General features: G+C 37.6%; 28 protein-coding genes. 19 read left to right on the top strand and 9 right to left on the bottom strand.

Annotated features, from left to right (window positions below):
- Positions 1-2 precede the first annotated feature (2 nt).
- The 9 genes from PGX00_RS01140 to PGX00_RS01100 all read left to right on the top strand — a co-directional run bounded on the left by PGX00_RS01140 (position 3) and on the right by PGX00_RS01100 (position 6,669).
- Positions 3-848, top strand: a complete 846-nt coding sequence (locus PGX00_RS01140) for a decaprenyl-phosphate phosphoribosyltransferase (RefSeq protein WP_272132151.1) — start codon at positions 3-5, stop codon at positions 846-848.
- Between the two features lie 15 nt (positions 849-863).
- A complete protein-coding gene (locus tag PGX00_RS01135) occupies positions 864-1,295 on the top strand; it encodes a divergent PAP2 family protein (protein ID WP_272132150.1) in 432 nt (143 codons plus the stop codon).
- Positions 1,296-1,454: 159 nt separating this feature from the next.
- The gene (locus tag PGX00_RS01130) at positions 1,455-2,129 is read left to right on the top strand and encodes an acylneuraminate cytidylyltransferase family protein (protein ID WP_272132148.1); all 675 of its coding nucleotides are present in this window, start codon (positions 1,455-1,457) and stop codon (positions 2,127-2,129) included.
- On the top strand, positions 2,126-2,890 hold the full coding sequence (locus PGX00_RS01125) for an HpcH/HpaI aldolase family protein (protein WP_272132146.1): 765 nt from the start codon (positions 2,126-2,128) through the stop codon (positions 2,888-2,890). The genes PGX00_RS01130 and PGX00_RS01125 overlap by 4 nt, the downstream gene beginning before the upstream one ends.
- Entirely contained in the window at positions 2,887-3,843 is a 957-nt protein-coding gene (locus PGX00_RS01120) for a phosphoglycerate dehydrogenase (protein ID WP_272132144.1), read from the top strand. Before PGX00_RS01125 ends, PGX00_RS01120 begins: the two co-directional genes overlap by 4 nt.
- The gene (locus PGX00_RS01115; RefSeq protein WP_272132142.1) at positions 3,836-4,723 is read left to right on the top strand and encodes an NAD-dependent epimerase/dehydratase family protein; all 888 of its coding nucleotides are present in this window, start codon (positions 3,836-3,838) and stop codon (positions 4,721-4,723) included. The genes PGX00_RS01120 and PGX00_RS01115 overlap by 8 nt, the downstream gene beginning before the upstream one ends.
- 16 nt (positions 4,724-4,739) lie before the next feature.
- Entirely contained in the window at positions 4,740-5,228 is a 489-nt protein-coding gene (locus PGX00_RS01110; protein ID WP_272132141.1) for a YhcH/YjgK/YiaL family protein, read from the top strand.
- On the top strand, positions 5,225-5,839 hold the full coding sequence (locus tag PGX00_RS01105; RefSeq protein WP_272132140.1) for an HAD family hydrolase: 615 nt from the start codon (positions 5,225-5,227) through the stop codon (positions 5,837-5,839). Before PGX00_RS01110 ends, PGX00_RS01105 begins: the two co-directional genes overlap by 4 nt.
- On the top strand, positions 5,836-6,669 hold the full coding sequence (locus tag PGX00_RS01100) for a glycosyltransferase family 2 protein (protein WP_272132139.1): 834 nt from the start codon (positions 5,836-5,838) through the stop codon (positions 6,667-6,669). Before PGX00_RS01105 ends, PGX00_RS01100 begins: the two co-directional genes overlap by 4 nt.
- Positions 6,670-7,278: 609 nt before the next feature.
- Here the strand turns inward: PGX00_RS01100 and PGX00_RS01095 are convergent.
- From PGX00_RS01095 to PGX00_RS01075, 5 genes are all read right to left on the bottom strand, one after another.
- Positions 7,279-8,223, bottom strand: a complete 945-nt coding sequence (locus PGX00_RS01095; protein ID WP_272132137.1) for a glycosyltransferase family 4 protein — start codon at positions 8,221-8,223, stop codon at positions 7,279-7,281.
- Positions 8,220-8,708: a glycosyltransferase gene (locus tag PGX00_RS01090; protein WP_272137879.1), complete on the bottom strand. Its 489-nt coding sequence runs from the start codon at positions 8,706-8,708 to the stop codon at positions 8,220-8,222. The genes PGX00_RS01095 and PGX00_RS01090 overlap by 4 nt, the downstream gene beginning before the upstream one ends.
- 26 nt (positions 8,709-8,734) lie before the next feature.
- Complete coding sequence (locus PGX00_RS01085; RefSeq protein WP_272132135.1) at positions 8,735-9,334, bottom strand: glycosyltransferase; 600 nt, start codon at positions 9,332-9,334, stop codon at positions 8,735-8,737.
- Complete coding sequence (locus PGX00_RS01080; RefSeq protein ID WP_272132133.1) at positions 9,335-11,206, bottom strand: polysaccharide biosynthesis protein; 1,872 nt, start codon at positions 11,204-11,206, stop codon at positions 9,335-9,337.
- 316 nt (positions 11,207-11,522) lie between these two features.
- The gene (locus PGX00_RS01075) at positions 11,523-12,944 is read right to left on the bottom strand and encodes a mannose-1-phosphate guanylyltransferase/mannose-6-phosphate isomerase (protein WP_272132131.1); all 1,422 of its coding nucleotides are present in this window, start codon (positions 12,942-12,944) and stop codon (positions 11,523-11,525) included.
- A 785-nt stretch (positions 12,945-13,729) separates the two neighbouring features.
- On the opposite strand from PGX00_RS01075, the gene PGX00_RS01070 reads away from it, so the two are divergent.
- Complete coding sequence (locus PGX00_RS01070; protein WP_272132129.1) at positions 13,730-14,710, top strand: UDP-glucose 4-epimerase family protein; 981 nt, start codon at positions 13,730-13,732, stop codon at positions 14,708-14,710.
- A gap of 210 nt (positions 14,711-14,920) precedes the next feature.
- On the top strand, positions 14,921-15,469 hold the full coding sequence (locus tag PGX00_RS01065; protein ID WP_272132128.1) for a sugar transferase: 549 nt from the start codon (positions 14,921-14,923) through the stop codon (positions 15,467-15,469).
- A 109-nt stretch (positions 15,470-15,578) separates the two neighbouring features.
- Here the strand turns inward: PGX00_RS01065 and PGX00_RS01060 are convergent, their stop codons facing one another.
- The 3 genes from PGX00_RS01060 to PGX00_RS01050 all read right to left on the bottom strand — a co-directional run bounded on the left by PGX00_RS01060 (position 15,579) and on the right by PGX00_RS01050 (position 16,735).
- A complete protein-coding gene (locus PGX00_RS01060; RefSeq protein WP_272132127.1) occupies positions 15,579-15,923 on the bottom strand; it encodes a four helix bundle protein in 345 nt (114 codons plus the stop codon).
- A gap of 217 nt (positions 15,924-16,140) precedes the next feature.
- Entirely contained in the window at positions 16,141-16,311 is a 171-nt protein-coding gene (locus PGX00_RS22795) for a helix-turn-helix domain-containing protein (protein ID WP_323131681.1), read from the bottom strand.
- Between the two features lie 55 nt (positions 16,312-16,366).
- Positions 16,367-16,735: a type II toxin-antitoxin system RelE/ParE family toxin gene (locus PGX00_RS01050; RefSeq protein WP_272132124.1), complete on the bottom strand. Its 369-nt coding sequence runs from the start codon at positions 16,733-16,735 to the stop codon at positions 16,367-16,369.
- 411 nt (positions 16,736-17,146) lie between these two features.
- On the opposite strand from PGX00_RS01050, the gene mntA reads away from it, so the two are divergent.
- From mntA to PGX00_RS01010, 8 genes are all read left to right on the top strand, one after another.
- Positions 17,147-17,569: a type VII toxin-antitoxin system MntA family adenylyltransferase antitoxin gene (gene mntA / locus PGX00_RS01045; RefSeq protein WP_272132123.1), complete on the top strand. Its 423-nt coding sequence runs from the start codon at positions 17,147-17,149 to the stop codon at positions 17,567-17,569.
- Entirely contained in the window at positions 17,566-17,772 is a 207-nt protein-coding gene (locus PGX00_RS01040) for a HepT-like ribonuclease domain-containing protein (RefSeq protein ID WP_272132122.1), read from the top strand. The genes mntA and PGX00_RS01040 overlap by 4 nt, the downstream gene beginning before the upstream one ends.
- Positions 17,773-17,979: 207 nt before the next feature.
- Entirely contained in the window at positions 17,980-19,308 is a 1,329-nt protein-coding gene (locus tag PGX00_RS01035; protein WP_272132121.1) for an MBL fold metallo-hydrolase RNA specificity domain-containing protein, read from the top strand.
- 180 nt (positions 19,309-19,488) lie between these two features.
- Complete coding sequence (locus tag PGX00_RS01030; protein ID WP_272132120.1) at positions 19,489-19,770, top strand: type II toxin-antitoxin system RelB/DinJ family antitoxin; 282 nt, start codon at positions 19,489-19,491, stop codon at positions 19,768-19,770.
- A 113-nt stretch (positions 19,771-19,883) separates the two neighbouring features.
- Complete coding sequence (locus PGX00_RS01025; protein ID WP_272132119.1) at positions 19,884-20,126, top strand: type II toxin-antitoxin system ParD family antitoxin; 243 nt, start codon at positions 19,884-19,886, stop codon at positions 20,124-20,126.
- Entirely contained in the window at positions 20,119-20,403 is a 285-nt protein-coding gene (locus tag PGX00_RS01020; protein WP_272132118.1) for a type II toxin-antitoxin system RelE/ParE family toxin, read from the top strand. Before PGX00_RS01025 ends, PGX00_RS01020 begins: the two co-directional genes overlap by 8 nt.
- Before the next feature lie 122 nt (positions 20,404-20,525).
- On the top strand, positions 20,526-21,161 hold the full coding sequence (locus PGX00_RS01015; RefSeq protein ID WP_272132116.1) for a TetR/AcrR family transcriptional regulator: 636 nt from the start codon (positions 20,526-20,528) through the stop codon (positions 21,159-21,161).
- A gap of 7 nt (positions 21,162-21,168) precedes the next feature.
- Entirely contained in the window at positions 21,169-22,131 is a 963-nt protein-coding gene (locus PGX00_RS01010) for a DHH family phosphoesterase (RefSeq protein WP_272132114.1), read from the top strand.
- A 68-nt stretch (positions 22,132-22,199) separates the two neighbouring features.
- Here the strand turns inward: PGX00_RS01010 and PGX00_RS01005 are convergent, their stop codons facing one another.
- Positions 22,200-23,564 (bottom strand): phosphohexomutase domain-containing protein, encoded by a 1,365-nt coding sequence (locus PGX00_RS01005; protein WP_272137877.1) that lies wholly within the window; start codon positions 23,562-23,564, stop codon positions 22,200-22,202.
- Positions 23,565-23,680: the final 116 nt, after the last annotated feature.

Genomic DNA, 23,680 nt, shown 5'->3' with positions numbered 1-23,680 from the left:
GTATGTTGAATATTAAAGCTTTAGTTAAGTTGATGAGACCAAAGCAATGGGTAAAAAATGCTTTTGTTATGGCCCCATTAGTCTTTTCTGGGTTATTTTTATCTTTGGAGTCGGTATTACAAGCTATTACTGCTACCGTACTGTTTTGTATAGCATCATCGGCTACATACATCTTAAATGACTACAAAGATGTCGAAGATGATAGAAAGCATCCTGTCAAATCTAAGACAAGACCTCTGGCATCTGGTGATGTGACTAAGCATCAGGCTCTGGTGCTGATGACTTTATTATATGGGTTGGTTGCGATTGGCTTGGTTATCCATTTCGATTTTGTCGTGATAATACTATGCTATTTAGCTCTAAATGTTGTATACACTATCTATCTGAAGTACCAACCTGTCTTGGATATATTTACTATTGCATCAGGTTTTGTGCTACGAGTTTATACTGGTACCGTCGCTATTTCTGTTCCTTTATCACCATGGATGCTCGTTACGACATTTGCGTTAGCTCTGTATCTAGCAGCAATAAAAAGAAGACAGGAGCTAGCTAAGAATGGCTCGTCTAGTAGAAATGTACTAAATGAATATTCTGTGGAGTTAATGGATAGATATGCTGAAATGTCAGCTACCTGTGCAGTTATATTTTATAGCTTATTCGTTATGACTTCAAAAATGGATATGGTTCTTTCAATTCCATTTGTTTTGTTTGGTCTATATAGATATTGGTTTGTAGTTGACAGCTTAGATGGTGGTGAATCACCAACAGATGCGCTCTTCTCGGACTTTCAGCTACAAACCACAATCATCGCGTGGGTTGCTGTTTGCTTATACACCCTTTGGCCTTAGCACTGGTAAGCTGATATGGACTATATATACTTAATACTACCTTTCATAGCCTGGTTATTTACGGGAATCACAAAGTTTTTTGTCAATTCAATTCGAGAAAAAAGGTTGGCTGTTGACCTTATAGGGTATGGAGGAATGCCAAGTAACCATAGCAGTATTGTTTCCAGCACTGCTGCTATGATAGCTTTTAAAGAAGGTGTGCATCATCCCGCGTTTGGGGTGGCTATTACATTATGCTTTATCGTAATGATGGATGCGAATGGTTTAAGACGTAAGATTGGACTGCATGCTATTGAGATTAATAAGTTGAACGAGGCAAATGCTACAGCACAGACAATGCGCGAGCGGGTTGGACACACCAAGTCAGAAATCTGTGCGGGAATTTTGTGCGGGGTAATAATTGCGTGGTTAACTTACTCATTATTCTTCAGTTTAGAGAGCTTTTGAGCTAGTAGGCATTATGTGACGAAAAATATGAGAATCAATAGAAATAAAGAAGAAAAGCTTGAGTTTTTTTCTATCGATTAAGTAATGTAATCTTTTAATTTTTAGTTCTGATGGTTCTTGTAGAGATTAGAAACTATAAACACTTTAGGTAATAACAAGATGAAAGTAAAAGCTTTACTACCAATGAAAGGCAACTCCGAGCGAGTTCCAAATAAAAACATGAGAGACTTTGATGGAGCTCCACTCTATCATGCTATTATGAAGGCATTGCTAGGTTCAAAATATGTAGAAAAAGTCATTATCAATACAGATAGCGAGATTATTAAGCAAGATGCGGAAAAACACTTTGGTGATAGAGTTATTGTTATTGATCGTCCTGAAGGAATCCAAGGTGATTTTGTTTCAATGAACAACATCATTGACTATGATCTCGCACATTTAGATGGGGAGCACTTTGTCCAAACTCATAGTACTAATCCATTGGTTCGTTCAGCAACAATCGATGCAGCGATTGAGCAGTACTTTTCAAAACTTGAACAGTTTGACTCTCTATTCTCAGTAACGCGTTTACAGACTAGGCTTTATGACGAAAACGCTAAGCCTATTAACCACAATCCGCATGAACTGTTAAGAACTCAAGATCTAACTCCTTTATACGAAGAAAACTCCAATTTCTACATTTTTTCTAAGCAAGCATTCGCAGACTCTGACAACAAACGAATTGGCTTGAAACCACAAATATTTGAAGTAAATCAGTTAGAAGCTGTGGATATTGATGAGCCAGAAGACTTCAAACTGGCAGAATTATTATACATTCACAAGGATAAGTTATGAGCCTGAAAAGTAAGTTAAAGAACAATGAGTTAACTGTTGGCTCTTGGGTCACAATTTCACATCCCGCTGTAGTGGAGGTTTTGGCAAGCGCTGGGTTTGAATGGTTAGTGATCGATATAGAACACACAACAATTGGTCTTGAAAAAGTACAACATCTAATAACTGTAATTCAAGCTAAAGGCATGAAGGCTTTAGTGCGTGTGAGTAAGAATGAAGAAGTTGTTATTAAAAGGGTACTGGACGCCGGTGCAGATGGTATTGTTGTTCCGATGGTTAAGACGAAGGAAGATGCGGTAGAAGCTATTTCATATGCTAAATACCCACCTATTGGTGCTAGAGGTGTCGGACTTTACCGAGCTCAAAATTATGGATTAGATTTTGCAAACTATCAAAATTGGGTGAACGATGAGCTCATTATTATCGCTCAAATTGAGCACTTTCAAGCTGTAGAAAACATTGAAGATATCATCAAAACAGATGGTATTGACGGCGTAATTATTGGCCCTTATGATTTGTCTGCTTCTATGGGGGCCCCTGGTGAGTACGATCGTAAGGATGTACAAGAAGCAATTCAAAAAGTCTTATGTGTCTGCGAAGAAAATAAAGTCCCATCAGGATTTCACGTAATTGAATCGGAGCCAACGAAATTTATCGAACGAGCTAACCAGGGTTGTACCTTTTTAGCATACAGCTTAGATTTTTTCTTTTTGGGCGATAGTGCAAGAACAGGAATGAAAAAAATCAGAGAGGCTTTGAAGTGAAAAAGGTATTTGTATCTACACATCCATTTTCTTCGACATCGCCTGATCCGATGCGTTTGTTGAAGTATAACGAATTTGAAGTACGCTTAAATCCATTTGAACACAAGATCTCTACACAAGAACTTGCTCAGCATATCGAAGATACAGAGATTCTTATTGCTGGTACAGAGATAATTACTGAAGAAGTACTTCAAAATGCACCTAACTTGAAGTTGATCTCGCGAGTCGGTATTGGCTTAGATGGTATTGACTTTGATCTATGCAAAAGGTATGGGATTCGAGTTGCTTATACACCAGATGCACCAACAATGGCAGTGGCTGAGCTTAACTTAGGCATGATTTTGGATATTGCGAGAAAAATTTCTCATACAGATAGCAATATTCGGAAAGGTATATGGCAAAGGCATATGGGGACTCTCCTCTATGGTAAAACAATTGGTATATTTGGGATGGGGCGAATTGGCAAGAGTCTCGTTCATCTATTATCACCGTTTAATGTTAATATTTTAGTGCATGATATAGAACCTGATATAGCTTTGGGAAGATTGCATAGGGTTAAATTTGTAGAAAAGGTAGATGTGCTCAAATACAGCGATATTATCTCCATAAATGTTCCATTGAAAAAAGACACAATTGATTTTATCACAGCTAAAGAATTTGATCTGATGCAACCACATACGCTTTTAGTTAATACTGCTCGTGGCGGGATTATTAATGAATCAGATCTATATCAGGCACTAAAAAACAACAAGATAGCAGGTGCAGCTGTTGATGTATTTGAAGAAGAGCCATATAAAGGGAATTTGACTGAGCTTAGCAATTGTGTTTTGACTTGCCATATGGGAGCAAGTACTGTTGATAGCCGCACGAATATGGAAGTTGAAGCTGTTGAAGAAGCGATTAGATTTAGAAATAATCAACCTCTAAAAAATGAAGTTTATGAAAATGCGTAAAAAAGTAGTTGTTTTTGGTGGTAATGGTTTTATTGGAAGTTACGTCGTAGAAGAGCTACTAGACAGTGGGTACGATGTGGTTTCTGCGGATTTGAATCCTTCAAAGTATGTTGATAACAAGTACTTCAGAAGATGCGACATATTAAAAAAAGACGAAGTAAATGATTTAGTAAAAGATGCTAATATAGTTTTTAATTTTGCAGGTTTTGCTAATCTTGATGATGCTATTTCTGAGCCTACAAAAGCTATCGAGCTTAACGTTATAGGTAATTTGAATATTCTTGAAGCATGTAGAATGTATCATATAAAAAGATTTGTCTATGCGAGCAGCGCTTATGCTATGAGTGACAAAGGGTCTTTTTATGGAATTAGTAAGCTAACGTCTGAAAAACTAACAGAAGAATTTTATAAAAAATTTGGTCTTGAATTTACTATTGTGAGGTACGGTTCTGTTTATGGTGAGAGAGACTATCACAATAATTATATATATAACCTGTTAAAAAGCTCTTTGCAAAATGGTGAGATAAACCATAGTGGTGATGGTGAAGAAATTAGAGAATACATTCACGCTGCCGATGTAGCAAAGTTAGGACTTAATATTATTGAATCTGATGAGTTTATAAATGAACACGTAATTCTAACTGGTGTTGAAAGAATTCAGCGAAAAGAACTTTTTCATATGATTAATGAGATACTTGGTGGGAGATTGAAGATTAGTTTAAATAATGATGGGTATTCTAATCATTATAAGACAACGCCATATTCCTTTCACCCTACGCGAAGTAAAAAGCTTGTGGCAAACCCGTACATAGATATGGGGCAAGGGTTACTTGAATGTTTAAAAAGCATTGAAAATATTTCAAATGAAGATAATTTTTAGTTAAAAGGGAACTATCATGGCTATATTTGGTAATTTAGAAATATTAAAGGATCAGATCAAAGATGCAAAGTTTGATACTGCATTCGAGTATTTAGGTAAAGCTATGCAACAAGACTCTGAAGAGAATTTAAGATTAACTTCGTTACCCTTAAATGCATTTAATAAAATAGAGTTAAATGCATTTAGTTTTGCCTTAGAACAAGTTTATAACACAAAAATACGAAGTGAATGTTTCTTTGAGTCTCACAAAAAGTATATTGATGTGCAATTTATATTAGACGGTGAGGAGATCATAGCAATAAAAAATGTTAATGATTTAAAAGAAACATTTTCTTATGATGAATCTATAGATCTAATAAAATACTCAGACTCAGATAGTACTTCTTGTTTGATTTTAAGGAAAGGTGACGTAGCGATTTTTTATCCCGAGGATGCTCATATGCCAGGAATGAAAGTAGTCGATTCAGTTAAAGTAGTAAAAACTGTTGTAAAGGTAAGAGTTTGATTAGAAATATAATTTTTGATTTCGATGGGGTTGTTTTAGATTCTATTCCTGTAAAAACTGATGGTTTTAGGAAGCTTTTCTCTACATACGACGAAATATCGGTAGAAAAATTAGTTAATTATCATCTAGTTAATGGTGGTAAATCGAGATATGCTAAAATAGAGTACTTTTTTAATGAAATATTAAATCAGGATATTTCCGAAACTAAGGTTCTAGAATATGCTAATAAATATTCTAAAATAACAAAGAAAGAACTAGCTAACAAAAAGTACGTTATTCAAGAAACATTGTCTTATATAGAATCTAATTTTAATAAATATAGGATGCATGTTGCTTCTGGTGCAGATGATCAAGATTTGAACTATATATGTACCTCTCTTGATTTGAATAAATATTTTTTATCTATAGAAGGGTCGCCAAAGGTTAAATCAGAGATTGTAAAAGGAATAATTGATTTAAATAGATATAGTACGAATGAGACAATTTTAATTGGTGATTCGTCTAACGATTTTGAAGCTGCCAAATTTAATAACATCGAGTTTTATGGTTATAATAATCCAGAGCTTAAAAATAGGCATAAATATATAGATTCTTTCTTGGGTTTTATATGAAGTTCTCGTTAATTTTATGTACTGTGAATAGAGAAATTGAAGTAAAAGAACTACTTGATTCCTTAGTTAGGCAGACATTTAAACATTTTGAAGTTATTGTTGTTGACCAAAATCAGGACGACAGAATTAAATTACTATTATTAGAATATGAATGTCTTAATATAGTATATTTACAGTCTGATCTAGGGTTGTCCAAAGCAAGAAATGTAGGTTTAAAATATTATACTGGTGACATTGTTTGCTTTCCAGATGATGACTGTATTTACCCCCAAGAATTGTTGCATAACGTAAATCAATATTTTTTACTAGAAAGCTATGACATTTTGATGGGAAAGACGATAGATGAGAATTCCTATCAAATAGTAGCAGGGAAAAATATTACAACAAGGCAAAAATTGTCAACTTTTTATACGTTAGGTAGTTCTACTACTCTTTTTGTTAGAAGAAGTTCAGATATAGAGTTTGACGAACAATTCGGTCTAGGCTCGATTTTTGGTGCTGAAGAAGAAAATGATCTAGTCTTTAGACTTTTAAAACGAGGCTATACTGGTTATTACAATCCGAGCATTAATTACGTATTTCATCCACCTTCTGATTTGGATTTTTCTGATTTGGGAAGGGTAAAGAGCAGAGCGATTGGTTTAGGAGCATTTATTGCCAAGCACCTTTTTACAGCTGAAGGAGCCTTTTATTTTATAAAATTCAATATCATACGCCCTTTATTTGGTTGTCTACTATTTCTTTTTCTGCTGGATTTAAAAAAATCCAACTTTTATTTGAATAGATGGATTGGTATTTGGAAAGGATTTATTGGTTATATGTTAAAATAAAAAATTTGATTTCATCGTTTTTTAATTGATACACACTAATCCGACTAGTTTTGATAGTAGCTTGCTGGAGTGGTGCTAAACTTAAGGTTTTTAACTAGATTTAGTAAGTGTTATTATTTTTTCCTATTAGATAGTTATTCTCGCTTGGTATTCCCACTATCACTGTTTTTGACCAACAATTATTTTCTTTGAAGTATAAGGGTTTTAGCTCTGAAAAAATCACATAGATTGATTATATAGCGAAACTTCTTGATTACGATATAAATTTGATATTTTTTTGTTACTTACATCTTCGCTATTTTCTCGTAATTATCTGGAAAAATCATGTACATGCCTGTAAAGGATTCCTGATATGAAGATTATTTAATTTTGAGGTTTAACTAAATAACGTTAATGCATAATAATCAATAAAATAACGTTCTTATCTATATTTTTATCCTTAGCTATGACAGAGTTAAGGATAAAAAAATTAAATTATAGTTTTTGAATTTGAGATTAGTATGTTCAACGTTGATTTAGCTATCAATGACCAGTCTGAATCTACCTGTGCATATTCTGACGGTTGTGTTTCTATTGCCTTCGTTAGCGTATTGAAAATACTATCAGAGTCTATTTTTGTAATGAAAACATTGTCACCTTTAATACTTGATATAGCACTCTTCTCCCCAACAACAGCCTTTTTTTCATCGATAAAGCTTCTAAAGCTGGCAGTCCAAAACCTTCATATACTGATGGCATAGTAAGCACTTCACATGAAGCGTAAAGTTCTACTAATTCTTGGTCACTTATAAAGCCTTTTATTTCCACATTCTTTATTATGGAAAGTTTTTCAATTAAGGCATTGAGATTAAGGTTGCCCCAACCTTTCCCACCCACAATCACTAATTTATAATTTGAGTACTTTTCAATATCGATTAGTTTTTTGAATGCAATACATAAGTTTTCAAGGTTTTTTCTTGGTTCTAAAGTGCCTATAAAAAGAATAAGTTTTTCTTGATTAACTATATTGCTTCGCCCCAAAGGACCAATAAAACTCGCTAGTTGTGTAATTGATATTTTATTTTTTGGCACGTCAAAGTTACTAACTAATTCATTTTTAGTGAATTTTGATATGGATATGATTTTATCTGAAATAATCAAACTTGGTGTAAATAGTAGTTTTTCAAGTATTACTCTTGATTTTGGCATCGTTTCAGGATGTACCTTCCATACAATATCATGGATAGTAACGACTTTATTTATGTTAGGCATCAAATATGTAATTAAGGGTAAATGATGCCTTGGAGACCAAAATGTATTTATGTTATCTTTCTTAATCCAATATGGAAATACACATTGAGAAAATATTACACTTCCAATGGTTGAATTAATATTACCCTCTCTAACGTTCACATTTTTGAAAGTAGAAAAATCAAACTTCAACGTACAATCTGTATAGAGATAGTATGTATTTTTTTTGTCCAAAATAAACAGTTCTTTAAGGACATTATAAGTATATCGACCGATTCCGGCTAGTTCTCTGCTAAGAGGCCTGGCATCTATGGCTATTCTCAATTTTTGTTACCGTTTATAAGTGCATTGTATAACTTAACATATGAGTTACTCTGTTTTTCTATAGTAAACATATCACTAAATCTCGAAAAGCCACTTTCGCCTAACTGATGGCATAATGAGTCATTTTTAGCTAGATGATTCATTGCTAAACTTAATGAATTTACATCCTTCGGTGGGACAACGATTCCTGTTTTATTATGTATGTTTACAAAACTAGAACCGGTACCAATATTACAACTTATTATCGGTTTTTTAAACAGTTGTGCCTCTAATAATGAAACGCCAAATGCTTCAGAACGATACTGAGAAGGAAATACAAATGCTTTGCAAAGTCTCAAAAGTGCCTTTTTTTCATCTTCTGAGATAAAACCAGTCAATATGACGTTTTTTAAATTATATTTAAAAATTAGAGATTTAAGTTCTTCTCTTAATGGACCGTCGCCTGAAATTACAATTTTGTGATCTACAGTTCGTGCTGCCTCAATAAGATATTTAAGCCCTTTATAGTACCTTAATACACCAACAAATAAAAAAAGTTAGTGCCATATCTATTTTTCATCTCTGTGTCTAAAGCATCATTCGTGTGTTTATAGTCTTCCGGATCTATGGCAAGAGGAATAACTTCAACTTTTTTATTGAATTTTATTAAGGTTTTACTAGAAGCTGCGTATTGAGGGGATGTAGCTACGATAACACTTGCTTTACTCAAGAAAAATTGTTCTAAAGGGAAGTAGATTCTTTTGAGAAACTTTTGCTTTATTATATCAGAATGATATGTGATCACGGTTGGCTTAGAATAATTTAATATGCTTAGAAGATCGCCAGAAGGCCAAGGATAGTGATAGTGAATGATGTCAGCCCAGTTAGATAATTTATAGAACTCAATAAACATACCTAGTGAAAAACTATTTGATGCCAATTCAAAAATTTTCTTTGTTAAAATAACTTCAGTGTTTTCATGGATGAATTTTTTATTTTCAGTATCTGAGAGAGCCAAAATTTTCGACTCTACTCCAGATCCTTGGCAGCCTTTCGTTATGTAACGAATTACCTGTTCCACACCACCTTTGGTTTCGGGATAACAAGTTCTGTATACATGCAGTACTTTCATTTAATGCTCTTCTGTCGGTGCGTAGCCAGTTGGCGCTTCTAATAATATTCTTTTGATACACTCAATATCGAATTCATGGCAGCAGGTATCTAGTTGATGAATTAAAATATCCATTTCATCCCAACTTAATTTTTCTTCATCAGCGGTCATTATTTTTTTATGGCCGGTTCCTGCTACGTTATCGCCAATTAACAGCTCTTCGTAAAGTTTTTCTCCAGGGCGCAACCCAACAAACTTTATCGCGATGTCCCCTTCTTCTGCTGAGCCTTCCACATACTCTTTCATACCCATTAAATGAATCATACGTTTCGCTAAGTCCAGGATTTTAACAGGCTCACCCATATCTAGTACAAATACCTGCCCGTTATTCCCCATTGCGCCTGCTTGTATTACAAGCTGGGCTGCTTCTGGTATTAACATAAAATAACGGATGATATCAGGGTGAGTGACGGTGACAGGGCCGCCATCCTTTATCTGCTGCTTAAAAAGAGGCACAACAGAGCCAGAAGATCCAAGTACATTGCCAAATCGCACCATAGTAAAGGTTGTTTCGGTTTCTTTACTGGCAAGGGCTTGCAACACCAGCTCGGCCATGCGTTTACTTGCACCCATAATGTTGGTTGGACGAACTGCTTTATCGGTAGAAATCAGTGTGAAATCTTTTACGCCCGCTTCAATGGCTGCCTGAGCCGCTGCTAAGGTACCAAATACGTTATTACGAATGCCTTCTACAATATTGCTTTCGACCAACGGCACATGTTTATACGCAGCGGTATGGTATACCGTTTCAATGCTGTAGGCTTCCATAAGGTTTTGGACACGGTTTTGTCGTTGAACCGTACCTAATGCAGGGATAATCTTTGTATCAAGGTTTAAGTTGATTCTTGCGGCTTCTAGTTCCTGGTCAATTTTATATAGGTTGTATTCATTCAACTCTAAAAGAACCAAAGTCTTAGGGTTTTGTCTTAAAATCTGACGGCATAGCTCAGAACCTATAGAACCACCGGCACCGGTTACCATTACATTTTTACCCGTAATATTTTTTGCTAGTAATTCTTTTACTGGTTCTACTGGTGCTCGACCAAGTAAATCGGACACATCGAGGTCTCGTACATCCGTCAGGTTTGCTTTTCCTGTTGCGATATCTTCTACCGACGGAACCGATTGAATCTCAATTGGTAAGCTAGAGAGTTTTTCAACTAAGTCTAATCGCTCTTTGTTGTTTATATTGTTAATAGCGAGCAACAGTTTTACTGGTTCATATAAAGCCTGTAGCTTTTCAAATTCGTCACTATGGTGAATTCGAATGCCGTACATTATTTCGCCTGATTTGCGTTTATCATCATCAAGAATAACAACAGGGTGATATTCGTCACCTTGAATTAATGCGTAAGTCAGTTCTCGACCAGTAGCGCCTGCTCCATAAATAAACACATTAGGTTTTTGTCTTTTATAATAATGATAGTAAACGCTACGAATAAACACCCTTGGCCCACCCAAGGTAATAACAGCTAAACCTGCATAAATAAAAGGGACACTTCTTGGAATAAATGATTTAAAAAAATAGCTGCTAAGCGCTAACGTCAGCGCTGAAATAATAACGGAGACAAAAATATTTCCAAGGGCAGGAAAGGTCATGTAACGCAAAATGGCCCTGTACATGCCAAGCTTAATGAAGCAGAAAATAGTAACAGCTAATGTAATGAGTAAGCTTAAGACTTCATCGATATCGACAGCAAAGCTGTACACGCCTAACCTGACGGCAATGGCCATGTAAAGAGACAGCACTATAGCAAAGCAGTCATAAATAATGCTTATGATTCTTTTATTACTACGGTTGGCATTTAATAATCGTTGAATAGGGGTAAACATCTAAAGCCTAAGGTTTGTTTGTTACTTTTATAGTTATCGGCCGTATTGTAATGCGCTTGAGGGTTTATAGCTAGAGGTTGTACGATAAATGATATCCCACCACCTGCGACCTGAGCGCAACATAGGATTAAGCACGATGTTACAGTTCCGTCTTCTTGAGCCTAGGGCAATAACCAATAATGCCAATTTCAGGTACTTGGCCACAATGCGACACTAGCAAGTTTGCTCCAATTGTTACCTACTTTTTTAAGTATTTAGTAATGTACTTTGTTATTTCACTATTTTAATATCAGTGTGAATCGTAGGTTTTAAAAAGTTAGTACCCCTCACCAGAGGAGCCAATACGTACAATGTCGTCTTCTTCCAAATAGCTGCCTGTTCTCACTTCTATGATTTCAAGAGGTGTTTTTCCTGGGTTTTCAAAACAGTGTTTAACGCCTACTGCAATGTACGTAGATTCATTTTCGGTGATGGTATAGGTCTCATCATCTCGATAAATTTTCGCTGTTCCTGAAACCACAATCCAGTGCTCTGCACGATGGTAATGAACCTGCATTGCGGTCTTTTCACCAGGGTATACAAATACTTTTTTAACATGATACCGTTGCCCTTCAGCGATATGATCATGATGGCCCCATGGGCGATAGACTTGTCGATGTTGTAAAAATTCTGTTCGGTTTTGCTTCTTTAACTCACCTACTATATTCTTGATGTCTTGAACTTTATCTATATGCGCAACTAACAATGCATCTTTTGTGTCAACAATAACCAGGTCTTTAACCCCAACAGTCGCAATAAGGCGTTCTGGAGCGGTCACGTAACTGTTAACTGTATCTATGTTAATCGTATCGCCTTGAGTGACGTTTCCATTTTTGTCTTTGTCACTGAGTTCCCACAGAGAGGACCAAGAGCCTACGTCACTCCATCCTACATTCATCGGTACCACGACTGCATCCGAGGTATTTTCCATTACTGCATAATCGATAGAATCTGCAGGGCATAAACTAAACGGTTCTGGGGGTATACGAATAAAATCTAGATCACTAACTGCGACATCAAGAGATTCTTTAACAGCAGCTAAAATATCGGGTCTAAACTTGCCTAATTCTTCTAGGTAGCGAGATGCTTTAAACATAAACGTCCCACTGTTCCAGTAGTAACGGCCATCATCTAAATAAGCTTGTGCAGTATATGTATCTGGTTTTTCGATAAATGAGTCAACTAAATAAGCTATTTGAGATGTGTCGGTTGATTCACCTCTTTTTATATAGCCATAACCAGTTTCGGGGGTAGTAGGAAGTATTCCAAAAGTGACTAATTTACCATTTTTGGCGAACACTTGAGCGTCAATTACAGCCTTGCAAAATGCTTCTTTATCTTTAATTACGTGGTCGGCTGCAAGTACTAACAATATGGGATCGTTACCTTGTTCTACTGACTTTAGCGCCGCTAACGCTATAGCAGGAGCCGTATTGCGCCCTTCAGGTTCAAGGATGATGCCACTATGTGTACTTGAGTAGGCTTGAATTTGCTCTGCGACTAAAAATCGATGCTCTTCATTACAGATAAAACAGGCGGGTAGATGGTTGATCTCTTCTAGCCGTTGCAAAGTGTTTTGCAGCATGCTTAGTGTGTTCGTTAAGGTCAAGAATTGTTTTGGAAAGTGAGTTCTAGACATAGGCCAAAGTCGTGTACCTGATCCCCCTGCCATTACTACAGGTAAAATATCACTTTTCATCATTCCTCACTTTTATACTCGTCTTATATGTGCCTAACGACTCTTGATGAAGATAAGCCACAAATAGAGGTTCGTGAAATATTTCATCAAATTATGTGTATCTTATCGCATAAGATATCTTTTGACTTTTGTTGGTCTTTAATCATCGAAGAATAGGTGTAAATACCTATAATCTAAGGATAGTATGTTAATTTATAGTTATCGGCCGTATTGTAATCCGCTTGAGGTTTTATAGCTAGAGGTTGTACGACAATTGCGTTACCGAATGCTACAGGCGACATTGGTTCGGCTTAGGTGGTATAGTTTTGTTTTCTCGTTCTATGTATAGATGGGAGTTATTGTCCCTATTAATACACTATTATTTTTACAAATGATGGCGTGATACGTGGGGAATAGATGACATCTCTACGAAGCCGACGTTATTTTCACGAAACCTGCGTCATCCCCACGAAGGAGGGGAACTAAGTCCAGATTCCCTCCTTCGAGGGAATGACGAAGGGGTCAGGGAGTGACGAAGAGGTGAGGAAGTGACGAAGCGTGTGAGAATGACGAGGGATGGAATTGGTGGCGTTATACGCATGAAATCGGCGATATACTTACGAAACCGACGTTATTGTCACGAAACCGACGTTATTTCCACGAAACCTGCGTCATCCCCACGAAGGTGGGGAACTAAGTCCAGATTCCCTCCTTCGAGGGAATGACGAAGAGATGAGGGAATGACGAGGGGGTAGGAATGACTAAGTAAGATTTTTATTTTGATTTAATTATAAGCAGGGTATGAATTGAAAGTTCTTATTACAGGTAGTACAGGTTTTGTGGGTTCTCGGTTGGTTCAGATAGCGCTGAAGCAAGGCTGGAAGTGTGTTGAGGTTAAGCGCTTGTCTTCTCAGAATGATAAAACATCTTCAAGAAAATCAGCAGAGAACTCCGAATCTTTTCAGATAACCGATATCTCATCAAACACACAGTGGGAAGGCGCTTTTAATGGGGTTGATTGCGTTGTTCACTGTGCAGCTCGCGTTCACCAAATGAACGAATCCGAAGCAGAGGCAAAATCCGCATATCATGAAGTGAATACACTTGGTACGTTACATTTAGCAAAGCAAGCAGCGCAATCGGGTGTTAAACGGTTCGTTTTTCTTAGTTCAATTAAGGTAAACGGCGAAGCGACAATACCAGGTGAATCTTTTAAACCGGATTTAACCAATAAACCCACAGACCCTTACGGCCTTAGTAAATACGATGCAGAAGTCGGTTTGCAAAAAATAGCGCAAGAAACTGGTTTAGAAGTGGTAATTATACGACCACCCTTGGTTTATGGCCCCAATGTCCAAGCCAACTTTCTTTCTATGATGAATATTGTTGCTAAAGGTTTGCCGCTTCCTCTTGGCGCTATCGACAACAAACGCAGCATGGTTTATTTGGATAACCTCGTGGATCTGATTTTACTCTCTTGTGTACATCCCAAAGTAGCGGGTCGCACGCTCCTTGTTTCTGACGATCATGATGTGTCTATCAGTTATATGCTGAAATCTATCGCCAAAGCGATGAAGAAAAGGCGTTACTTTTTACTTCCTATTCCTCCGGCTTGGTTAAAGCTGGCGGCTAAAATTGTGGGTAAATCTGAGGTAGCTCAACGCCTATGTGGGAATTTACAGTTAGATATCCAAGAAACAAAAAGCAGATTGGAATGGGAACCGCCTTTTAATGTAGATGAAGGAATACAGCGAACGGTAGATCACTATATGCAGAAAAAGAAGTGAATGCGGTTCGGTTAGTGCTCACCCGCCCCCTCGTCTCTTCTGGTAAAACGGGAATCTAGAATTTGGGGTTAGACCGCCACCAATTTGATAGACGTTAGTTTCTTGCGGTTGTGTTTATCACGTATCAATAAAGCACTTTTTCAATAAATGACTTTGCACAGAAAATAAAACAATTAAAATCACCACAGACTCACACATAATGGATTACTAATGCTTCGATTTTTAGATCTGATTTTTTCTTTCTTTGGCCTACTGTTTCTTTGGCCGGTACTAATTATTGTGACTATTTTAGGGTACTTTGATACGGGCTCTCCTATCTTTATGCAGGAGAGGGTAGGTCGAAAACAGAAGCCGTTTACGTTAATAAAATTTAGAACCATGGGTGTTAACACGGCCTCGGTTGCAACCCATTTAGCCAATAGCAGCTCGGTTACCAAGCTGGGTTCGTTTTTACGTAAAACCAAACTTGATGAACTTCCTCAGTTGATAAACGTGTTAAAAGGGGAGATGAGCTTAGTGGGTCCACGGCCTTGCCTGTACAACCAAGAAGAGTTAATTAGCGAAAGAGAGAAAAGAGGAGTTTTTGACGTTCGCCCCGGAATCACAGGGTTAGCACAAGTGAATGAAATAGATATGTCTACCCCAGAAAAGCTTGCGATATGGGATGAAAAAATGATTCATTCTTTAACGCTAGTTAATTATTTTACTTACATTATTCAAACGGTAACAGGTAAAGGATCTGGCGATAGAGTGGTTTAAAAGCGATCGCCTGCGGCTTCTGGAGCGCTCACTGCGTTCGTTTCTAGAATCTAGAACCTAGAAACGAGCAAAGCGAGTGCTCAAGTCTCAAGCTTCAAGCCTCAATCATCTAAGGTTTTGATTTCCTTTGTATAAGTTTTGCGATGACTGCTGCAATTTTTTTCACGTCTTGAACTAGAAGCAACCCTTTTGTTTTGTCGATATAACCTAATTCTATTGCAATATATAGTTGGGTTACTAACTCGCCGCATGAGCCTTTAGAGTAGTAATAAAATCGAGATGTGTCTTTGTTGCTTTGTCTTTCTTCTCCTTCTGCGATATTTGAAGGGATAGAAAGAGCGCTCCTGGTTATCTGATCTTTTAGGCTATAATTTGAACATGTTGAAAAAATTTTCGTTATCTCAACAGATAATCGACAACTATCTTGCCAAACTTTTAGTTTCTCAAATCTCATAATCAGTTTCGTTGGTTAAATGAGATATATTGCTTTTTTAAATTATTTGCGTTGTTGAATTGTGAATTAAAATGTGTGATCTGGATTTAAAAGCGATCGCCTGCGGCTTCTGGAGCGCTCACTAAGTTCGCTTCTAGAATCTAGAATCTAGAACCTAGAACCTAGAACCTAGAAACGAGCAAAGCGAGTGCTCATTCTTTAATAATTTAAATTAGGGCTAGATAGGCTTGTAGCTCAGATCTAACTGACAACCACATGCTTTAGCGTATTTAGTCAACGTTTTTATTGTTGGGTTACCATTGCCTTTTTCTAGTCTAGAAATATTGGCTTCTTTCGTTCCCATTCTTTCCGCTACTTCATACTGAGTTAACCCAGCGTTTTGTCGCATGCATAGTAATGCATGGATAAAGTTGAATTCCGCTTCGAGTGCATCATATTCATGCTTAACTTCCGCGTCGCTGAGGGCTTTTAATTTGAGAGATTTTAAGGTGTTCATTTTTAGCCTTTTTCATTCTATTTATAGCAAGAGTGAGTTCTTTTTTAGGCGTCTTCTGACTTTTCTTAACAAAGGCACGAAGAATGACGATATTTTTGCCGTTTAAATAGCAAAATAAACTTCTACCGATACCTTCTTGTGCCTTGGCTCGTATTTCAAACAAACCTTTTCCCATTGATTTTGTATGGGGCTCGCCTAGATTAGCGCCATGTGTTTCAATGAGTTCAAGCATTTTAATCATTCGAGCTTGAATTTTAGGCGGCATACGAAGAATCTCATCTTCCACGCCTTCAAACAGGTCAATATTCCAAGCCATAACGGTATCTTCTAAATATTATATTATGACTCGCGAAGATATCATATATGATAGGTTTTGCTGATGCAATTGCCGTTTGAATTTTTAAGCTATAATTTGCAAACGTTGAAAAAGCTTTCGTTGCCTTAACAGGTAATCGACAATTATCTTGCCATACTTTTAGTTTCTCAAATCTCATAATCAGTATCGTTGGTTAAATGAGATATATTGCTTTTTTAAATTATTTGCGTTGTTGAATTGTGAATTAAAATGTGTGATCTGGATTTAAAAGCGATCGCCTGCGGCTTCTGGAGCGCTCACTATGTTCGCTTCTAGAATCTAGAAACGCGAGTGGTCAATCTTCAACCCTCAAGACTTAAATTTAAAATTAAAGTAAACTAAATAGTCTCTATGCAATCACGCAGGTAGCCAATGGATCAAATATTAATAGTGAAGGCGCTTCAGCAGCACCTGCCTAAAGGTGTTGAATTTGCCTATCTGTTTGGGTCTTATGCATCTGGACGGTCGACAAAAAATAGCGACATCGATATTGCTGTGTTTCCGACAGAGCCAATGACGTCTATCGCCGTTTGGGAATCGGCACAAGCCATTTCGAAGCAATTGAACAAAGACGTTGATCTCATCAATTTGATGGAGTGCAATACGGTACTGCGCTTTCAGGTTGTCACTGAAGGCTTGTTTTTAGTCGGTGATCGTATAAAAGCTGATTTCTTTGAGACAGACACCTTTAGAATGTATCAAGATTTGCAATATAGCCGTCAAGATAATCTTGCTAGTTTCGTAGAACGTTGGAAGAATGAAAATGCTGGTGGCAATGAGGTGGTAAGAAAATGAACAGCTATGATGATGTTATCGTTAATAAAGCTGAAATTATAGAGCGTTGTTTAGTCCGTATTGCTGAAGAGTATCAAGGAGATGCGCAGGCCTTGAGAGTCAACTTCACCAAGCAAGATTCAGTTATACTTAATTTACAGCGTCTTTGTGAAGCCTCTATTGATATCGCGAATAGAAAATTGAAGCTGTTCTTTAGGTATTAAAAATGATCGCCTACGGCTTCTTGAGCGCTCACTATGTTCGCTTCTAGAATCTAGAAGCGAGCAAAGCGAGTGCTCAAGCTTCAAGCTTCAAAACTCAAACTTCAATACTCAATCCCCGAAGACATCCCTCCAAAAAATTAACTTAATTTTCCATTCTATCCGCTACTTCATTTATCGTTCTTTTGATGCATAAATCAGGAGAGTTCTATGAAGGTCATTCATCATGGTGGCAAAGACACTGTTACCGGTTCTTGCCATGAACTTTTTTATAGCCCAAAGCGAAGCGTATTAATTGATTGTGGTCAGTTTCAAGGCGAGGATGTTAAGCCTTTAGCCATTCGTTTTCCTGTTCATCAAATCAGCACGCTCATTATTACTCATGCTCATATCGATCACATTGGCCGCTTGCCTTGGTTATTGGCGGCTGGCTATTCTGGGCCAATTTATTGCACTGCAGCAACAGCAGAACTGATGCCATTGATGTTGGACGACGGTTTAAAGCTTCAGTTAGGTATGAAAAGAAGCAATAGAGAGTCGATTTTAGCGTTAGTAAAAAGGCGAATTAAGACGATTGATTATGGGCGTTGGCAACGAGTTTCTGCCAAAGATGGAGTGTCAAAAGATTACTGTTATATAAGACTAAACCCCGCAGGCCATATTTTAGGCTCAGCCTATGTAGAAATAAAACTATCGGACGACAGTATCGTGGTTTTTACAGGTGACTTGGGAGCAAGCAACACCCCATTATTACCGGATCCTATATCACCTCAAAGAGCTGATTATCTGTTTATCGAATCCACCTATGGTAATCGCTGCCATGAGGATGTAAAAAGTCGCTCGTCCAGACTTAAGGAAATAATTACTCGCTCTTTGCGAGACGGTGGCACCATCCTGATTCCTGCTTTCAGTGTTGGTCGAACTCAAGAGTTACTTTTTGATATTGAGCAACTCATTTACCAATCAGAACTAGAAGCGGATATTCCTATTATTTTAGATTCTCCGATGGCTCAAAAGGTCACTAAATCCTATCGACGTTTCAAAAAACTATGGGGCAAAGAAGCGAAACAAAAAATTTCACAGGGGAGACATCCACTTGCGTTTAAACAGTGTATTCAAATTGATAACTACCCATCACATCAACGCTTAGTTAATCGTTTAGCTTCATCAGGTGAGCCTGCCATTGTGGTTGCCGCATCGGGTATGTGTGAAGGTGGACGAATAGTTGGTTATCTCAAAGCGTTGTTATCCGATAAGCGCACCGATATTGTTTTTGCAGGGTATCAAGCGAAAGGAACTTTAGGTCAAACATTACAATCGCGACCAGAGAGAGTTTGGATTGATGGTGACGAAATAGAGGTAAAAGCACAAATTCATACTATGTCAGGGTACTCAGCCCATGCTGATAATAGAGATTTACACGCGTTTGTAGACGAAATAGAAGTGAAACCGCAAGAAATACACCTTATCCATGGTGAATTTGACGCACAATTAACCTTTGCTAATGAACTGGTGGCTAAAGATTATTCTGTGGTTTGATTATTTAAAGCGATCGCCTTCGGCTTCTGGAGCGCTCACTGTGTTCGCTTCTAGATTCTAGATTCAAGATTCAAGATTCAAGAAATGAGCAAAACAAGTGTTCAAGACTCTAGATTCTTGCCTTTACTATTACGGCGTACCAACAAACGTAATGACATTGAAATCGTTAAGGTTGTAAAAATGGACACTAGAGTACAATTCAGAATAAATGAAGAAATAAAGTCACTAGCGCAAAAGGCCATAGAAAGAAAAGGCGGTACATTAAGTGATGTATGTCGAAAATTAGCAGAAGATTTAGCTAGGGAGCAGCGTCAGTTTGAAGACCATGATTCATGGCTTACCAGTCAAATTAATGCAGCGTTTGATAAGTACGAAAGAGGAGAGGCTAAGTTCCATTATCACAAGGAAGCAGAAATAATAATGGAAGAAAGAAAAAACAAAATTAGAGATGAGGTTCTATGACTATCGGATTACCCATGTTCACAACTCAAACGTATTAACTTGTTATTAATTTATGAGGTTTTGGTCGCATAATATATACTTACGCTGTGTGAATAAATAACACAGGTGTGAGAATGGGCAGAACAACAAGTGTAACGTTAGGAGAATCCTTAATTGGATTTATCGAAGAAATGATTAAGAGTGGTCGTTATGGTTCGACAAGTGAAGTTGTAAGAAGTGCTTTAAGGTTATTGGAACAGCAAGAATACGAAACCAAATCACTTCGCAATGCCATTGATGTTGGTGATTTAAGTGGGGAGTCTGAGTTAACAGTGACAGAAATTGCAGCGATGATTAAGGCTAAGCGCAATGTATAAATTGTCACTTAAAGCAGTACAAGACTTTAGTGACATTTATCAATACACGCTGAATAACTTTGGAGAGCAACAAGCAGAGCAGTACACATTTGAAATGGAGTCGTGCTTGAGTTCTCTTGGTTTTTCACCATATTTAGGTCGAGATTGCTCGCATTTGAAGGCAGGTATTAGAAGGTTTGATATTTCAAAGCATGCTATTTTTTACCGAATTAGACTCACTCACATTTTTGTAATTAGAATATTGCACCATCAAATGGACTCTCGTTCACATTTATAAACCCCCTTATAATTGCCGCGATCAAATCCAGTCAAACCTCTTCCCCCTTTAAGAATCAATAATTTCTGCTTATACTTGTTTTAATTAGCGTAATGCAATAGTTAGCACAATGGATAATAAGAATGAAAACCAGAGAAAGAATTGTTTTAGCTAGTCTCGATCTATTTAACGATAACGGTGAAAGAAATATCACGACCAACCACATAGCGGCCCATATTGAAATCAGCCCAGGTAATCTGTACTACCACTTTAGAAATAAACAAGAGATTGTTCGGGATATATTTGAGTGCTATTCCACCGAACTATTAGAGCGTTTTGCTCCAGTAGAATCACAAGAAGAAAGCTTGGTTTTGCTTAAACGCTATTTGGACTCTATCTTCACGCTTATGTGGAAATATCGGTTTTTCTATGCAAATTTGCCCGAAATTTTACAGCGAGATGAAGTGTTACATGAGCGTTATCTTAGCGTTCAAGAAAAGCTACGCAAAAACCTTGAAGCTATCTTTAATGGGTTTATTGACCTTCAGTTATTAAAGGTTGATCAAGAAGAGGCTAAGTCCCTTGTTACCACTCTTCACCTTGTGGCATCCAGTTGGCTTGGTTATCGTTCTGCCATGTCCCCAAGAACCGACATTACCGAAAAAATCATTCATCAAGGTGTCTTGCAGATGATAGCTATCGTTAAGCCGCACACCACGCCAATGGGAAGGGAGCAAATTCAGCTTCTTGAAGATGGCATAAAAGCGATGAACAACTAGGAAAACTATGAATTACGATATCTTTAATGGTGATGCTGATGGCATCATCGCTTTGTTACAACTTCGATTAGCAAATCCAATACCGTCAAGGTTAATCACTGGCGTTAAAAGAGATATAAACCTTGTTGAAAAAATTGAGGCAGAGACACAAGATCATGTGACCGTTCTGGATGTTTCTATGGCGAAAAACATCAAAGGTTTAGACGCTGTTTTAAATAAAGGGGCCACTGTTTTTTATGTGGACCATCATCAATCGGGTGACATTCCTACGCATGAAAATCTAGAAGCTCATATCGACTTAGATGCTAATACCTGTACCGCTTTGATCATTGATAATCTGTTAGATGGACAATTTCATCTTTGGGCTATTACCGCGGCATATGGCGATAACCTTATTGCAAAAGCCGATGAACTTGTCGATAAAGCTTCTTTAAATACAGAACAAAAAAGTGCATTAAAAGAGCTCGGTACGTTAATTAATTACAATGGATATGGCGCAAAAATAGAAGATTTACATTTCCACCCAGCTGAGCTGTATAAAGCCTTGCTTGCTTACCCTTCACCCTTTGATGTTATTGCAGATAACGAGTCGCCATTTTATAAACTGCAAAAATCGTATCAGGAAGATATGGATAAAGCATTGGCCATTATACCTATGCATAAGAGCGATTCTTTAAGGGTTTTTGAATTGCCCAATAGTGCGGCTTCAAGGCGAATTAGTGGCGTTTATGGTAATTGGTTAGCAAATGATAACCCGAACTCAGCCCATGCTGTGCTGACACAAAATGGTGACAACACTTATACGGTTTCGTTAAGAGCCCCTTTGAATAATAAGCAGGGTGCCAGTGAGATATGTGGCCAATTTGCGACAGGGGGAGGGCGAGAAGCTGCTGCAGGTATTAATGCTTTACCAAACACAGAGCTAGCTGATTTTATTAATAAAGTAGACGATTATTATCTACAGGCTTGAGTCTAGAATCGAACGTAGTGAGCGCTCCAGAAGCGAAGGCGCTCGCTTTTAACTCGCTCACTTTTAAATTAAGCCCTCAATATCGCAAGTAGCTCTTGTGTCTTTTTCTCCATCAATGCTACATCACCTTTAGATTCAACGTTTAAGCGGACTACAGGCTCTGTATTTGATGATCGAAGGTTGAAGCGCCAGTCTTCGTATTCAAAATTTAGTCCATCAGTCTCATCGACTAAAAGAGCACTTGATTCGTAGGCATCTCTAACTCTTTGAATAGCAACTTTTGGATTTTCGATGCGTGAGTTAATTTCACCAGATACAGGAAATGATTGAATTCGTTCGTTAAGCGCTTCGGAAAGCGTTTTGTTGTTCACGCATAATAGTTCAGCAACGAGCAACCAAGGGATCATACCGCTATCGCAGTAAGCAAAGTCGCGGAAGTAGTGATGGGCGCTCATTTCACCACCATAAACGGCATCTTCTTGACGCATTCTTTCTTTTATAAACGCGTGGCCAGATTTCGTCATGATAGGCGTGCCACCTTCGGAGTTGGCAATTTCTACAGTATTCCAGTAAACACGAGGGTCATGGATGATTTTTGCATCTGAATTCTTTTTCAAGAAGGCTTCGGCTAACATACCAACGATATAATAACCTTCAACAAAGTTGCCTTTTTCGTCAAATAAGAAGCAACGGTCGAAATCACCATCCCAAGCAATACCCATATCCGCTTTATGTTTCTTTACCGCATTGGCCGTATCTTCACGGTTTTCTTGTAAAATAGGATTAGGGATGCCATTTGGGAAAGTGCCATCAGCTTCATGATGTACTTTTATGAACTCAACAGGTACGTTAAGTTTTTTGAATTGCTCTTCTATCGCATCAACCACATGTCCTGCAGCGCCATTACCTGAGTTTACTACCAGCTTCATTGGACGGAAGTTTTCAGGAGAAATGTACGTTAATAAATGGTCAATATACGCCGACAAAACAGACTTTTTACTGTAGCTGCCACGTTGAGCAACATCTATAAACGCACCACTTTGAGCAAGATCCCTAATATCGTTGAGCCCACTATCACCACTGATCGGTTTTGACTCTTCTCGAACTAACTTCATACCGTTATAGTCAATAGGGTTGTGGCTGGCGGTGACTTCAACACCACCATCTACGTTTAGGTGACTAGTGGCAAAATAGATCTCTTCGGTGCCTGTCATACCAATATCAATTACATCGGTTCCCGCATCTTGTAAGCCATTCGCAATGGCTAATTTTAACGCTTCAGATGTCAGTCTTACATCCCCACCAACGACAACAGTTTTAGGCTTTAGAAGTTGTCCAAAAGCGCGACCAATTCTATAGGCAATATCTTCATTCAGTTGTTCGCCTAATTTTCCTCTAATATCATAGGCTTTAAAGCAAGTTAGATTTTCAATGCTATTCATTTTGATTCTCGATCGTCGTAATTTTAAATTATTGTGCTTAGTATTGTATTAAACTAGTTATGTTATTGACCAATATAGAGGTACTTCCACAGACCGCTCAAGACGTC

It is taken from the genome of Vibrio algarum (assembly GCF_028204155.1).
GTDB classification, from domain to species: domain Bacteria; phylum Pseudomonadota; class Gammaproteobacteria; order Enterobacterales; family Vibrionaceae; genus Vibrio; species Vibrio algarum.
This window is presented reverse-complemented; position numbering and strand designations above follow the sequence as displayed.